The organism is Pseudomonas sp. GW821-FHT09C10 (genome assembly GCF_059418085.1).
This window is the reverse complement of record NZ_JBWKPE010000006.1, coordinates 173,582-186,181: the sequence shown is the minus strand read 5'-3', so window position 1 is coordinate 186,181 and position 12,600 is coordinate 173,582. Positions and strand designations below refer to the sequence as shown.

The following is a 12,600-nucleotide window of genomic DNA, read 5'->3' as shown; positions in this document are numbered from 1 at the left end:
TTTGCCATGTCCCGTCCCACCCGTCCCGATTCGCGCCGCCCTGGCGTGAAACCTCCGTATTCTGCCGCGCGCCGTGTTGCCAAGGCGCCACCGGTCGAGCCGAAGTTGGTCCTGTTCAATAAACCTTTCGATGTGCTGACCCAGTTCAGCGACGAAGGCGGGCGCGCGACGCTCAAGGACTTTATCGACATCCCCGGCATCTACCCGGCAGGCCGCCTGGACCGTGACAGCGAAGGCCTGTTGCTGCTGACCAACGACGGCCAGTTGCAGGCGCGTATTGCCGATCCCAAGCACAAGCTGGCGAAAACCTACTGGGTGCAGGTGGAAGGCGAACCCACCGAAGCATTGCTGCAACGCCTGCGTGACGGGGTGGAACTCAACGACGGCAAAACCTTGCCCGCCGAGGCCCGGCGTTTGGATGAGCCGGCGTTATGGCCGCGCAACCCGCCGGTGCGCTTTCGCAAAAACCTACCGACGTACTGGCTTGAACTGGTGATTCGAGAGGGGCGTAACCGCCAGGTTCGGCGCATGACCGCCGCCGTGGGCCTGCCGACCTTGCGTCTGGTGCGGGTGCGTATCGGCGATTGGACAATCGACGGCCTGGACCAAGGCCAATGGAAGGAAGTACCCGCGCGTTTATAAAGCGCCGGACTCGATCAGGCCGATCACCACGCTCTTGATGATGAACGCGGCCACGCCCAGGCCCAGTACGAAAAACAGGATGAACGAACCAAAGCGCCCGGCCTTGGATTTCTTTGCCAGGTCCCAGACGATAAAGCCCATGAAAATGATCAGGATAGTGACCAGGCCGGTCATCATCCATTCTTCGAACAGGGCGGGGTCGATGTTGTTCATGGGCTCTTCCAACGGGACAGGCGGCAAGTATACGGCAGCGTCACAGGCGCAACATTGACCTGCGTCGGTGCGTCGCACGCAGACTTCACTGTTGAAACACAGGCCAAATGTGGGAGGGGGCTTGCCCCCGATAGCGGTGTGTCAGGCTGTGTATCTGGTGACTGATACTCCATCGGGGGCAAGCCCCCTCCCACATTTGATCTTCATTGTTCATGGGATCAGGTGCGCAGGTGGGTCAGCGGCAATTCGGTGCTGTTGAGCACTTGGTTGAGCACAAAGCTCGAGCGCACGCTGGTCACGCCTTCGATCCGGGTGAGGTGGCCCAGCAGCAGTTTCTGATAGTGGTCCATGTCCGGCACCACCACTTTCAACTGATAGTCCGCATCCATCCCGGTGACCAGGCTGCATTCCAGCACCTGGGGCAGGGTGCGGATGGCCGCTTCGAAGTTCTCGAAACGCTCGGGGGTGTGGCGGTCCATGCCGATCAGCACATAGGCGGTGAGGCTCAGGCCGAGCATCTTGCGGTCGAGCAGGGCGACCTGGCGCGCGATGTAGCCGTCGTCCTCCAACTGCTTGACCCGGCGCGAGCAGGGCGAAGGCGACAGGCCGATACGCTCGGCCAACTCTTGGTTGGAGATCCTCGCGTCGCGCTGCAATTCCGCCAAAATACTCAGGTCGTATCGGTCAAGCTTGCTCATTGGGTTGGCCTTTGTCGTAACTATTGCGGTGAATTATCCATGAAGGGTTAAAAATTGCGCAAGCACTGTTTATTGACGCAATCTTCGCAATCATCTGTCCGGCGCTGGCCTGTATCGTTATCAACAGAATCACCGCCTGGACAACAGTCCACAGCAGCTCGCTCAATCAGGCGTGCTGCGGCCGCCACCCCAGCAGGGTCGAGCCGGCCTCCAGGCTGCACACTGTCCACAAGACGGCGTGAGGTGAGCCAACGTCAAAAGCGTTGAGCATGGACGAAGTTCTCAAGGGGTGGCCGACGGGTCACCCCTTTTCTTTTGCCTTAAGAAAATTGTTCTTGTGACTGATAACCTGTCTCAGAACCGGGCGAGGCTTTTCCAGTCTCATCTATGAGGCCGGACCTTCCAGGCCCTTATCCGCAGTGAGGAATAGCATGAAGCGCATCTGGCGTATGGCAGGTGTAGGTTTGCTGATGGTCACCGTCGGCACGCAAGTGATGGCCGACGAGCCGCGCCCTGAGGGTGGCGGCCAGCATGAAAGAGGGCCGGAGGGCGGTCGGCAAGGTCAAGGTAACGAACAACCGCGCCCGCAAAATAACCAACCGCGCCCGCAGCCCCAGAACAATCAACCCCGGCCGGAAAATAATCAGCCACGTCCACAGAACCCGCATTTTGATCGCGCCGAGCAATCGCCCCACGGTGGCGGGCAGTGGCAAGGTCGCCCGCAAGGTGCCGAACAGCCTCGGCCAGCCCCGCAGCCTGCGAACAACCTGCCGATCCAGAGTCGCCCCGATACCGTGCGCCAGACCCAGGAACCGCGTCAGGGTTACTACCGTGACATTCCTCGACGCAACGACGATAACCGCAATTGGGAGGCCGGCGGCCCAGGTTCGCGGCCTGGCTACAACGGGCATCCCAACGATAACCGCTGGCCAGGTCGCCCCGACGGCCATGGCAACGGCTGGGGGCCTGGCCCGCAGTATCGGCCTGGCTATGTCGTCGACCGCTTCCCCGACCGCAACTACCGGGTGCCGTACCGTGGCCAGGATTACTTCTTCTCCGGCGGCTACTGGTACCGCCCCCAAGGCCCGCGCTATGTGGTCGTGGCGCCGCCGTATGGCATCCGCGTGCATTACCTGCCGGACTATGCGCGCGAAGTGTGGGTAGGTGGCTCGCTGCTGTTCCTGGCCGCTGGCGCCTACTACGCCTACGAACAAAGCACCCAGCAATACGTGGTGGTGCAACCGCCGACGCAAGTGCCGGCACCGCAGCCAGCACCCCAAGGCAATGGCTATGACGTGGTGGCCTATCCCGCCAACGGGCAGTCACCGGCGCAAGTGCAGCAGGACGGCTACGACTGTTATCGCTGGGCAGTGCAACAAAGCGGCTTCGACCCGCAGGCGGTCACCTACGCCCCTGATCCGGCGGTGGTGCAAACCTACCGCCAGGCCCAGGGCAACTGCCTGAGCAGTCGCGGGTATCAGGTGCAGTACTAGGCCTTGGCGCCCGTGACCACTTCTCGCGGGTCGGCGTGCACCAGCACTTCGGCGCGCGGGTAGGCTGCGTGAATGGCATCGGCGGCCTGGTCGCTGATGCCGTGGGCCACTGACAGCGTCAACTCCCCCGGCAGTTCCAGGTGCAACTGCACGAACCAATGGTTGCCGGAGATGCGCGTGCGCAGGTCATGGGCACCCAACACCCCCGGTACGCCTCGCGCCAGTTCCAGCATGTGCTGGCTGACGTCCGGCGGCAGTTCCTCGTCCATCAACACCGCAAAGCTTTCCCTGGCGATCTGGATCGCGCTCCACAAAATGTAGGCAGCGATGCCCAGGCCGAACCAGGCGTCGACCTGATGAAAGCCCATGCCCGCCAGCACCAGCGCCACCAGGATGCTGCCGTTGAGCAGCAAGTCCGAGCGGTAGTGCAACGAGTCTGCCCGCACGGCATTGGAGCCGGTTTCGCGCACAACCCGGTGTTGCAGCATCAGCAGCGCCACGGTCAGTACCAGGGAAAACACGATCACCCCGATGCTCAGCCACGGCGCGCCGACCGGTTCCGGATGCTGCAGGCGCTCGTAGGCCTGCAAGGCGATCAACACCGCACTGCCACCGATGAACAACGCCTGGGCCATGCCCGCCAGCGACTCCGCCTTGCCATGGCCGTAACGGTGATCGTCATCGGCCGGGCGCAGGGCGTAATGCACGGCCAGCAGGTTCAGCAGCGAGGTCACGCCATCGAGCAGTGAGTCGGTCAACCCGGCGAGCATGCTCACCGAGCCGCTGAGCCACCAGGCAATCGCCTTGGTGACGATCAACGCACAGGCCACACCCACCGAGGCGCGGGTGGCCAGGCGCAACAGCCGGGCGTGTTCGGGACTGCTGGTCATAAGCGTTCCTTAGGCGGCGGGTTTCAGGCCCAGGGACGCGAGTTGTTGCACGCTGCCCTTGAACTGGATCATGCGTGGATCGTCCAGCGGCAGGGTGCGGCCGGTTTCCTTCTGGATGATGCTTTGCAGCTTGGCGTTGTCGACCTTGCCGTCAGCGCCGATGGCTTCGTGGAGTTTTTCCGGGTCAACCTGGGCAGTCTTGCCGGGTTCGAAATAGATCGCGCCCGTGGCGAAGTCGACGCCGAACGCGATCAGGCCAGGGATCACGTAGAACAGCAGGCCAACGGCATCGAGCACGGCAATGGTCGGGTCGATCTTGCCATCGATCTGGCCGCGGCGGTCGGGGTAGAAAATCGACCCGCAGGCGGTGAGTTGGCTCAGCAGGGTGACGGCGAGGACACCGCCGATGACACGGGAAGCGATACGCATGGAGACTCTCCTGAACACGGTTGATACGGGACTATATAGCACTGCCATTGAGACCAGCGTCGGCATCCGGCAGTTCGCCGTTATACTCGCCGCTCTGCTTTGGAGCCAGTATGAATTCGTTGCCGATCGATGATGTTTTACCCGCCCTGCGTGACGCCTTGGCGAATCGCCATGAAGCCGTGCTGGAAGCGCCGCCCGGCGCCGGTAAAACCACCCGCGTGCCCTTGGCCTTGTTGAATGAGCCCTGGCTGGCCGGGCAGACCATCCTGATGCTCGAGCCCCGGCGCCTGGCCGCCCGTGCCGCCGCGGAACGCCTGGCCAGCGAACTGGGGGAGAAAGTCGGTGAAACCGTCGGCTATCGCATCCGTCTCGACAGCAAGGTCGGGCCCCACACGCGCATCGAAGTGGTTACCGAAGGCATCCTCACCCGTCGTTTGCAGGACGATCCGGCATTGGACGGTGTCGGTCTGCTGATCTTCGACGAATTCCACGAGCGCAGCCTCGACGCCGACCTGGCACTGGCCCTGAGCCTGAACGGCCGCGACCTGTTTCGCGACGAGCAACCGCTGAAAATCCTGCTGATGTCCGCCACCCTCGAAGGCGAGCGCCTGGCCAGCCTGCTGGACGACGCGCCGATCCTGCGCAGCGAGGGGCGCATGTTCCCGGTGCAGATGCGCTGGGGGCGGCCGTACCAGGCCGGTGAATTTATCGAGCCGCGTGTGGTGCAAACCATCCTCGAAGCCCTGCATGACCAAACCGGCAGCGTGCTGGTGTTCCTGCCGGGCCAGGCGGAAATTCGCCGGGTCAATCAGCAACTGGCCGACGCCCTGGGGCACAGCCCTGACGTGTTGCTCTGCCCGCTGCATGGCGAGTTGGACCTCAACGCCCAGCGCGCGGCCATCGATCCGGCACCGGCCGGCAAACGCAAAGTGGTGCTCGCCACCAACATCGCCGAGACCAGCCTGACCATCAACGGCGTGCGTGTGGTGATCGATGTCGGGTTGGCGCGGGTGCCGCGTTTCGACCCCGGCAGCGGCATGACCCGCCTCGACACTCAGCGCATCTCCCGCGCCAGCGCCACCCAGCGCGCGGGCCGGGCCGGGCGCTTGGAGTCGGGGGTGTGTTATCGGTTGTGGTCCGAAGACCAGCATGAAGGGCTGGCCGCGTATGGCAGTGCGGAAATCCTCGCCGCAGACCTCGCCGGCCTGGCCTTGCAGCTGGCGCGCTGGGGCGTCACGCCCACGCAGCTCGTGTGGCTCGACGTGCCACCCACCGCCGCCTATGCCCAGGCCCAGGATTTGCTGGTACGCCTCGGGGCCTTGAATGACGAAAAACTCACGGCACATGGCCAGAAGATGGCCGAGTTGCCGGCCCATCCACGCATCGCCCATTTGCTGTTGCGCGGGCAGGACCTGGGGCTGGCGGCCACGGCCTGTGATGTCGCGGCACTGTTGGGCGAGCGCGATATTTTGCGCGGTGGCGGCGCGGATTTGCACAGCCGCCTGGCGCTGATGTCCGGTGAAGAGCGTGCGCGCGGTACTCAAGGCGGCGTGCAACGCGCCAAGCAACTGGCGCGGCAATACCGTGGTTATTTGAGAGGCCAGGCGACCCGGCCGGTGGCCGACCCCGACCACCCGCGCTGGCTCGGCGCCTTGCTGGCACTGGCCTACCCGGACCGTGTCGCCCAGCAACGTCGCCCCGGGGGTGCCGAATATCGCCTGGCCAATGGCCGCGCGGCATTATTCGCCGAGGCCGACAGCCTGATGAAACAGCCATGGCTGGTGATCGCCGACCTCGGCAGCCGCCAGGGCCAGCGTGAAGAACGTATTTATCTGGCGGCGGACTTCGATCCGGCGCTGTTCGACACGGTGCTCGCGGAACAAGTGCGCAACGTCGATCAACTGGACTGGGACGAGCGCGAAGGCGTGCTGCGCGCCGAACGCCAGCGCAAAGTCGGTGAACTGGTGCTCAGCCGCGAACCGCTCACCGGCCTCGACGAAGCCGCGCGCAGCCAGGCGCTGGTCAACCTGGTGCGGCGCAAAGGCCTGGAGCTGCTGCCCTGGACCCCGGAGCTGCGCCAATGGCAATCCCGCGTCCTGCTGCTGCGCCAGTTGGACGCCGGCAACACCAGCGAATGGCCCGACGTCAGCGACAGCGCCTTGCTCACCAGCCTGGAGCACTGGCTGATGCCCTACCTGGGCAAAGTCTCGCGGCTGAGTCACTTCGCCAACCTGGATATCTCCAGCTACCTGCACAACCTGCTGCCCTGGCCGCTGCCCCAGCGTCTGGACGAGCTGGCGCCGCAGCATGTGAAGGTGCCATCGGGCTCGTCGGTGCGGTTGGACTACAGCGAACAGCCGCCGATCCTGGCGGTGCGCTTGCAGGAACTGTTCGGCCTGGCCGACACCCCGCGCATTGCCGGCGGGCGGCAGGTGGTGAAGTTACACCTGCTGTCCCCGGCACGGCGGCCGGTGCAGGTGACGCAGGATCTGGCGAACTTCTGGCGCAGTACCTACGCCGAAGTGAAGAAGGATCTGAAGGGCAGGTATCCCAAGCATTACTGGCCGGATGATCCGCTGATAGCCGAGCCGACCGCGCGGATCAAACCCCGGAAGTCGTAACGCCAAAGATCCAAATGTGGGAGGGGGCTTGCTCCCGATGGCGGTGGATCCATTACAGATGAGCTGACTGACACACCGCCATCGGGAGCAAGTCGAATCGTCGCACCGCCCCTCCCACATTAATCCTGTTGTGTGGGTTATTGCGCCGCGGGCAGCAGGAACCGTGCAATCACCGGCAGATGGTTGGAGATACGCAACGTATCCTCCTGCCTCACCTTCGCCTCCACCCGCTTGATCCGCGGGCTGTAGAACAGGTAATCGACGGTGCGATCCGGACCATCGAGGCTCGGGTCATTGGGGAAATACGTCAGCCATTTCTCACGATCAATCCCGCTGGATTGGCTGTTGCTCGGGATCATCGGGTACTTGTCCCACAGTAAATGCAGCTCACTGTCCGGCGAATACTGCCCGCGCTTGCCCGCCTCCAAACGCAGGAATTGCCCCAGGGGCAGCAGGTTGAAATCCCCGCCGATCAGCCAGGGCGTGCCACGGCCTTCGAACTTGTCCAGCAGCTTCACCGTCGTTTGCACCTGCTCCTGCACCGCACTGCGCCCCGGCGCGTCGCCATCCAGGCGGGTGTTGAGCACCGCCAGTTGGCCGCCATCGCTCAGGGGCAGGTAGGTCAGCAGCAAGGCCGGCTTGGGTTGGAACTGGCGGCTGAGGATGTTGGCGTCCGGGGCCGGCAATTGCAGGCGCTCGGCGTGTTCGATCTGGTAGCGGCTCAGGGTCGCCAGCTTGCGGCCGACGCTGCCGAAGATATGCCGGTCGGGCACGAAGTCGGCTTTCCAGTCGAAGGCCTGGGCGCTGCACGGGTAGAGGTCGACCAGGCGCTCCTGCAAAAGCGTCAGCTGGTCCTGATAGTGGGAAGGCTTGGCGTTTTCGTCGAGTTCCTGCAACAGCAGGATGTCGGGTTGTTCGTCGCGAATCACCCGTGCCACTTCGTCGAGGCTGGCGGCCATGTCCTCTGCGGTGGGGCGGTCGTCCGGGCCGCTGCCGTCGGCGGTGTCGTACCAGAACACGTAGTTCTTGCCGGCCAGGTATTGCACGTTCCAGGTCATGACCTTGAGCGCCTGCCCGGGCAACAGGGTTGGCGCACGGGGCGCGACGCAGCTGACGGGCAGGGTTTCCTTGGCGGCGGGGCGCCAGGTCAGGCTGTAGATCAGGGCCGTCAGCAGGCCTGCGACGATCAGCAGGCCCAGCAGGGTGATGCGCAATAAACGGGTCATCGGCTCGGCTTATGGCGTTTCAGGAGTGGCGTGGAGCATATCACCGCGCGTCGGCATCGCCACCGATCAGCATGAATAAACGGAACAGCACCACGCTGGTGAACAGTTGCAGGAAGCTGTGGGCGCTGTCCATCAGCAGTCCCAGCAACGGCGCGGGGTTGGGATAGGCCGCGACGCTGGCGCCTTTGAGCAGCCACAGGGGCGTCATGACACACAGCAGGCACACCAGGATTCGCCAGAAATGCCCACGGGTCAGGCGCAAACTTTCCTTCATCGCCTCCAGCGCCGGCATGCCGCGCAATACCAGCAGGTACTCTGCGAACGCCAACACCACCATCAGCCACAGCCCCGGAAGGAAATACAGCGACAGGCCCAGCAAAATCAGGAGGGTGCTCATGGCGGTCAGCAGGGCGAAGCGCGGCCACAGGGTCAGGGCCATGGCCCAAATGTCCTTGGTGCGCGGCGACTCGCCGCGGGTGCGGGCGTCGAGAAACAGGATCAAGGCACCGGTGTACAGCGGGTACACCAGCAAACCCACCACCACGCTGTAGCCGGGGAACGCATCCGCGCCGAGCGTGTGGTCGAGCAGCTGTTGCAACAGGGCTTCGAGGATCACCAATGGCAGGCAAAGTTGGACGATTGCGCCCAGGTTGCCTCGGGTAAAACGGAAGGAGTCGCGCAATACGTCTAACGGATTCATCGGGTTCATCGCAGGCCTGAAAGCAAGGGCAACACTTTAACCGATCATGGCCAGCGGTAAGCAAATGTAAACCTTGAGTAAAGACCATTGAAACAACTCGTAACACCCCCATAACGGTTAAGCACCTGGCCTGATCACAGGCAAGGCCACGATTTCTACCGGCAATCTAACGAGGTCGCCATGAACAGCGAAGAGCAAACCCTGATCGATGGACTGTTTTCACGGTTGCAGCAAGCCGAAACGGACTCAGCCCCGCGCGATGCGCAAGCAGAAGCGCGGATCAAGGAGCATATGACTCGCCAACCGGCCGCCGGGTACTACATGACCCAGTCGATCCTGGTGCAGGAACACGCGCTCAAGAGTCTCGACGCGCAGAACAAGCAACAGGCGCAGCAGATCCAGCAATTGCAGGATGAGTTGCAGCGGGCCAAGTCTGCGCAACCGGCCCCGGCGAGCGGCGGTGGTTTCCTGTCGAGCATCTTTGGCGGCGGTTCCCGTGACCCGCAACCGGCCCAGAGCGCTCCGGCATCGTCGGGCGGTGGCTGGCGTGAACCGGCGCGGCCGTCCTTTGGCCAGCCAGCGCCGCAACAGAACTATCAACAGCCGCAGCAACCGGCCGCCGCCCCCATTGGCAGCGGGTTCTTGGGTGGAGCGATGAAAACCGCCGCCGGCGTGGCCGGCGGTGTGTTGCTGGCCGAAGGCATCAGCAGCCTGTTCAACCACAACTCGCAACAGCCGCAGGTGGTGGAAGAGATCATCCGTGAAGAGCCGGCGCCCGCCAGTGACAACGGCAACTGGGGCAACGACGACCAGAAGTTCGCCGGCAATGACAGCTGGGGCAGCGACAATGCCTCGGACAGCTTTGCCGACAGCGACTATTCCGACGATTCCTCTTCCTTCGGCGACGACGATTCCTTCGTCTGACCCTCCCGGCCCGGGGCGCTGAGCCGCCCCGGTCTGATTTTTCCCGGCAACCTTCTCGCGGCTGGCATACTGGCACCCTTTCCGGGCCCTGGCGCCTGGCTGTCATGGGGAAGTGCGGTGAAGAAAATTGCAGTGTTCGCCGATGTACAAAACCTCTACTACACCGTCCGCCAGGCCTATGGCTGCCATTTCAACTACGCCGCCCTGTGGGCTGATATCAGCTCGCGTGGGCAGATCGTCGAGGCCTATGCGTATGCCATCGACCGCGGTGACAGCAAGCAGCAGCAGTTCCAGCAGATCCTGCGCAACCTGGGGTTCACGGTAAAACTCAAGCCGTATATCCAGCGCAGCGACGGCTCGGCCAAGGGCGACTGGGATGTGGGCATCACCATCGACATCATGGACGCCGCCGACCACGTCGACGAAATTGTGCTGGCCTCGGGTGACGGCGATTTCGACATGCTGCTCGACCGCATCATCCACAAGCACGGCGTCGACGCCGTGGCCTACGGTGTACCGGGGCTGACGGCCAACTCATTGATACGTGCCGCCAGCCGCTACGTGCCGATCGAAGGCGCGTTGCTGCTCAAATAAGCACGGCGGCTTAATAAATAAAGGGTTAGACGGAGTTGGAACAGGTTTGGAACGTATAGCGGTCATCGACTTTGAAACCACCGGCATCACCCCGAGCAGCCACTGCCGGGCCACGGAAATCGCGGTGGTTATCCTCGAACGCGGCCAGATCGTGGACCGCTACCAGAGCCTGATGAACGCCGGTGTGCGCGTGCCCGGTTTTATCGAGCAACTCACCGGCATCAGCAACGCCATGCTGCGCAGCGCCCCGCCGGCCGAGCGGGTGATGAACGAAGTCAACGAATTCGTCGGCACCACGCCGCTGATGGCGCACAACGCCGCGTTCGACCAGAAGTTCTGGGATTTCGAACTGGGCTTGATCCGCCGCACCCGCCTGCAAAAATTCGCCTGCTCCCTGCTGCTGGCCCGCCGCCTGATGCCGGCTGCGCCCAACCACAAGCTCGGCACGCTCAACGCCTACGCGAAACTGCCCCACACCGGCCAGGCCCACCGCGCGCTGGCGGATGCGGAAATGGCCGCCAACCTCACGGCGCACCTGGCCCAGGAACTGCGGCGTACCCATGGCTTGCGCGAACTGTCCCACGACCTGCTGTGCACCCTGCAGAAAGTGCCGGCGGCGAAGATCAATGAGCATCTGAAGAAACATCGCGGGTTCTGATAGAACAACGCCGTTCAAAAAAATGTGGGAGGGGGCTTGCTCCCGATTGCGGCGGGTCAGCCACACATAAGCTGACTGATCCACTGCTATCGGGGGCAAGTCGAATCGTCGCACCGCCCCTCCCACATTGGTTATCTGTCGTTCATCGAGGCTGCACACACTCCAACGCCCGATCCACCACCCCCTTCGCCATCTCCACCAAATGCATCGCCGCCCGCTGCTGCACATCCATCGCTTTGCCCGACGAGTGCGCAGAGCCCACCGCGCAATGCAGCAAATCCGCCGCATGGGCGAGTGCATCCTCGAGGCTCAGGTTGTCATTCAGGATGAAGGGCGGGGCATCCGGGGCGCAAGCTTTGAGGTAGTAGTCGATGGCTCGGCGATTGAGCAGGGCGTCTTCGCTGAGGAAACTGGGTGGATCGGGGGTGACTTTGACCATGTTGTAAATCCTTCCGCTAGGTTTGAAGCTGCAACCGTTCGCTTGCACACGAATTAGGGTGGCAGCAGTACGCGGGTGTGCAAGACCGGGGCGGAAAACCCAGCAGGCCGAATGGCCTCCCGCGCACAACTGCCATAGCATGCCAATGCCTGAAAAGCTGGCATAGGACGGTAAGGCTTTTGCGCATTTTCCACTGATCGGACTTGCACGTCCGGTCATCGAACATTCGATGACTGGGCGAGACTAGCTACCTGATCCGACGGAAACAAGGCCGTGGGATTCTCTCGGAAACGTCCCGCAAATGAAAGGGACCGGTCTTGCTGGCCACTTAAAAGTCAGACCTTTGAGAGGGGTTTTACAAATTCTCGGAGTAGTCAGTAGGTTGAGTCTTATCGCTCCGTCAGACCCTTCGGCACAGTCTTTTCCATTATTCACTCTGTCGAGTAAGAACATGTCTGATCGCCGTCGCGTACGGTAAGTGTGCAGCGTTACTCACCTCCTGCTGTAACTCCTGTATCCATTCCTCGTCTTCGGGAAATGCTTCGGCGATTTCAACAAAATAATCCATGGTCTGGAGGTAGCCGCTAAGTTCCGCGCGCCGAATTTCATTCAGCGCGCCGTCCAGACCGAGAATACGGATTGTCTCGCGTGCACGAAGATGATCGCGTGCGCTCAAGCCTGCCCGTGGTTCCACCGTTCCACCGGGTGTGAATACTAGAAAAGCATCGGGGTCTTCTATATCCGGTTTAATCAGAACGTCCGGTGGGTAGATTCCACATCGGTCTTTGGCCTTCCCGCAGGTGCCGGCGCGCTCGCATGAGCCGAACAGATTGTTCCAGTCATAAGTACCTTGCGGATACCGATCCCGTTGGCGGAAGTGCTCAATATGACGGTTTCCTGGGCTGATCGGTCCTTCACAGTAGGCGCACCGTGGACCTTGCATGAGCTCTAAAGATGCCCAAATACCGTCGCGTTCCTCTTGCGTTGGGCATGTGCGAGTCCATCTGTCTCGGCCGTGTCGGTAACGCTTCAGCCCCGAGGGAGGTTCATCCTGCCGACGTAGACGACGCATC

General features: G+C 62.6%; 14 protein-coding genes. 6 read left to right on the top strand and 8 right to left on the bottom strand.

Annotation, left to right across the window (positions count from 1 at the left end):
• The first annotated feature begins 6 nt into the window (after positions 1–6).
• Positions 7–642 carry a pseudouridine synthase gene (locus AC07OT_RS14230; RefSeq protein ID WP_495108338.1) on the top strand — a complete coding sequence of 212 codons (636 nt, stop codon included), beginning with the start codon at positions 7–9 and terminating at the stop codon, positions 640–642.
• On the opposite strand, the gene AC07OT_RS14225 is transcribed toward AC07OT_RS14230, so the two are convergent.
• Both AC07OT_RS14225 and AC07OT_RS14220 read right to left on the bottom strand, forming a co-directional pair.
• Positions 637–846 (bottom strand): DUF2788 domain-containing protein, encoded by a 210-nt coding sequence (locus AC07OT_RS14225; RefSeq protein WP_025999909.1) that lies wholly within the window; start codon positions 844–846, stop codon positions 637–639. The two genes, AC07OT_RS14230 and AC07OT_RS14225, sit on opposite strands and share 6 nt — an antisense overlap.
• A gap of 227 nt (positions 847–1,073) precedes the next feature.
• Positions 1,074–1,553, bottom strand: a complete 480-nt coding sequence (locus tag AC07OT_RS14220) for an Lrp/AsnC family transcriptional regulator (RefSeq protein ID WP_003194418.1) — start codon at positions 1,551–1,553, stop codon at positions 1,074–1,076.
• A gap of 431 nt (positions 1,554–1,984) precedes the next feature.
• On the opposite strand from AC07OT_RS14220, the gene AC07OT_RS14215 reads away from it, so the two are divergent.
• Positions 1,985–3,046, top strand: a complete 1,062-nt coding sequence (locus AC07OT_RS14215; protein WP_141156084.1) for a DUF6515 family protein — start codon at positions 1,985–1,987, stop codon at positions 3,044–3,046.
• On the opposite strand, the gene AC07OT_RS14210 is transcribed toward AC07OT_RS14215, so the two are convergent.
• Positions 3,043–3,936, bottom strand: a complete 894-nt coding sequence (locus AC07OT_RS14210; RefSeq protein ID WP_065938350.1) for a cation diffusion facilitator family transporter — start codon at positions 3,934–3,936, stop codon at positions 3,043–3,045. The two genes, AC07OT_RS14215 and AC07OT_RS14210, sit on opposite strands and share 4 nt — an antisense overlap.
• Positions 3,937–3,945: 9 nt before the next feature.
• Positions 3,946–4,365, bottom strand: a complete 420-nt coding sequence (pmcY, locus tag AC07OT_RS14205) for a periplasmic Zn2+ metallochaperone PmcY (protein WP_115487529.1) — start codon at positions 4,363–4,365, stop codon at positions 3,946–3,948.
• Positions 4,366–4,475: 110 nt separating this feature from the next.
• On the opposite strand from pmcY, the gene hrpB reads away from it, so the two are divergent.
• Positions 4,476–6,986 carry an ATP-dependent helicase HrpB gene (hrpB, locus tag AC07OT_RS14200; RefSeq protein ID WP_495108337.1) on the top strand — a complete coding sequence of 837 codons (2,511 nt, stop codon included), beginning with the start codon at positions 4,476–4,478 and terminating at the stop codon, positions 6,984–6,986.
• A gap of 137 nt (positions 6,987–7,123) precedes the next feature.
• On the opposite strand, the gene AC07OT_RS14195 is transcribed toward hrpB, so the two are convergent.
• Both AC07OT_RS14195 and AC07OT_RS14190 read right to left on the bottom strand, forming a co-directional pair.
• On the bottom strand, positions 7,124–8,212 hold the full coding sequence (locus AC07OT_RS14195; protein WP_495108336.1) for an endonuclease/exonuclease/phosphatase family protein: 1,089 nt from the start codon (positions 8,210–8,212) through the stop codon (positions 7,124–7,126).
• 40 nt (positions 8,213–8,252) lie between these two features.
• Positions 8,253–8,912: a DUF7847 domain-containing protein gene (locus tag AC07OT_RS14190; RefSeq protein WP_065925008.1), complete on the bottom strand. Its 660-nt coding sequence runs from the start codon at positions 8,910–8,912 to the stop codon at positions 8,253–8,255.
• A gap of 180 nt (positions 8,913–9,092) precedes the next feature.
• Here AC07OT_RS14190 and AC07OT_RS14185 point away from each other — a divergent pair, with 180 nt between their 5' ends.
• The 3 genes from AC07OT_RS14185 (at position 9,093) to AC07OT_RS14175 (ending at position 11,088) form a co-directional block, all read left to right on the top strand.
• Positions 9,093–9,836 carry a DUF2076 domain-containing protein gene (locus tag AC07OT_RS14185; protein ID WP_253492159.1) on the top strand — a complete coding sequence of 248 codons (744 nt, stop codon included), beginning with the start codon at positions 9,093–9,095 and terminating at the stop codon, positions 9,834–9,836.
• A gap of 117 nt (positions 9,837–9,953) precedes the next feature.
• Positions 9,954–10,430, top strand: a complete 477-nt coding sequence (locus tag AC07OT_RS14180; protein WP_065938345.1) for an NYN domain-containing protein — start codon at positions 9,954–9,956, stop codon at positions 10,428–10,430.
• 46 nt (positions 10,431–10,476) lie between these two features.
• Positions 10,477–11,088 carry a 3'-5' exonuclease gene (locus AC07OT_RS14175; RefSeq protein ID WP_065924992.1) on the top strand — a complete coding sequence of 204 codons (612 nt, stop codon included), beginning with the start codon at positions 10,477–10,479 and terminating at the stop codon, positions 11,086–11,088.
• Positions 11,089–11,230: 142 nt separating this feature from the next.
• On the opposite strand, the gene AC07OT_RS14170 is transcribed toward AC07OT_RS14175, so the two are convergent.
• The gene (locus tag AC07OT_RS14170; RefSeq protein ID WP_495108335.1) at positions 11,231–11,527 is read right to left on the bottom strand and encodes a DUF3077 domain-containing protein; all 297 of its coding nucleotides are present in this window, start codon (positions 11,525–11,527) and stop codon (positions 11,231–11,233) included.
• A 427-nt stretch (positions 11,528–11,954) separates the two neighbouring features.
• Positions 11,955–12,599: a retron Ec78 anti-phage system effector HNH endonuclease PtuB gene (ptuB, locus tag AC07OT_RS14165; RefSeq protein WP_253492157.1), complete on the bottom strand. Its 645-nt coding sequence runs from the start codon at positions 12,597–12,599 to the stop codon at positions 11,955–11,957.
• Position 12,600 lies beyond the last annotated feature (1 nt).

Bases quoted from the DNA above. Each gene is read 5' to 3' on its own strand.
- AC07OT_RS14230 (WP_495108338.1), top strand. From the start codon at position 7: ATGTCCCGTCCCACCCGTCCCGATTCGCGCCGCCCTGGCGTGAAACCT.
- AC07OT_RS14220 (WP_003194418.1), bottom strand. From the start codon at position 1,553: ATGAGCAAGCTTGACCGATACGACCTGAGTATTTTGGCGGAATTGCAG.
- AC07OT_RS14215 (WP_141156084.1), top strand. From the start codon at position 1,985: ATGAAGCGCATCTGGCGTATGGCAGGTGTAGGTTTGCTGATGGTCACC.
- AC07OT_RS14210 (WP_065938350.1), bottom strand. From the start codon at position 3,936: ATGACCAGCAGTCCCGAACACGCCCGGCTGTTGCGCCTGGCCACCCGC.
- pmcY (WP_115487529.1), bottom strand. From the start codon at position 4,365: ATGCGTATCGCTTCCCGTGTCATCGGCGGTGTCCTCGCCGTCACCCTG.
- hrpB (WP_495108337.1), top strand. From the start codon at position 4,476: ATGAATTCGTTGCCGATCGATGATGTTTTACCCGCCCTGCGTGACGCC.
- AC07OT_RS14195 (WP_495108336.1), bottom strand. From the start codon at position 8,212: ATGACCCGTTTATTGCGCATCACCCTGCTGGGCCTGCTGATCGTCGCA.
- AC07OT_RS14190 (WP_065925008.1), bottom strand. From the start codon at position 8,912: ATGAATCCGTTAGACGTATTGCGCGACTCCTTCCGTTTTACCCGAGGC.
- AC07OT_RS14185 (WP_253492159.1), top strand. From the start codon at position 9,093: ATGAACAGCGAAGAGCAAACCCTGATCGATGGACTGTTTTCACGGTTG.
- AC07OT_RS14170 (WP_495108335.1), bottom strand. From the start codon at position 11,527: ATGGTCAAAGTCACCCCCGATCCACCCAGTTTCCTCAGCGAAGACGCC.
- ptuB (WP_253492157.1), bottom strand. From the start codon at position 12,599: ATGCGTCGTCTACGTCGGCAGGATGAACCTCCCTCGGGGCTGAAGCGT.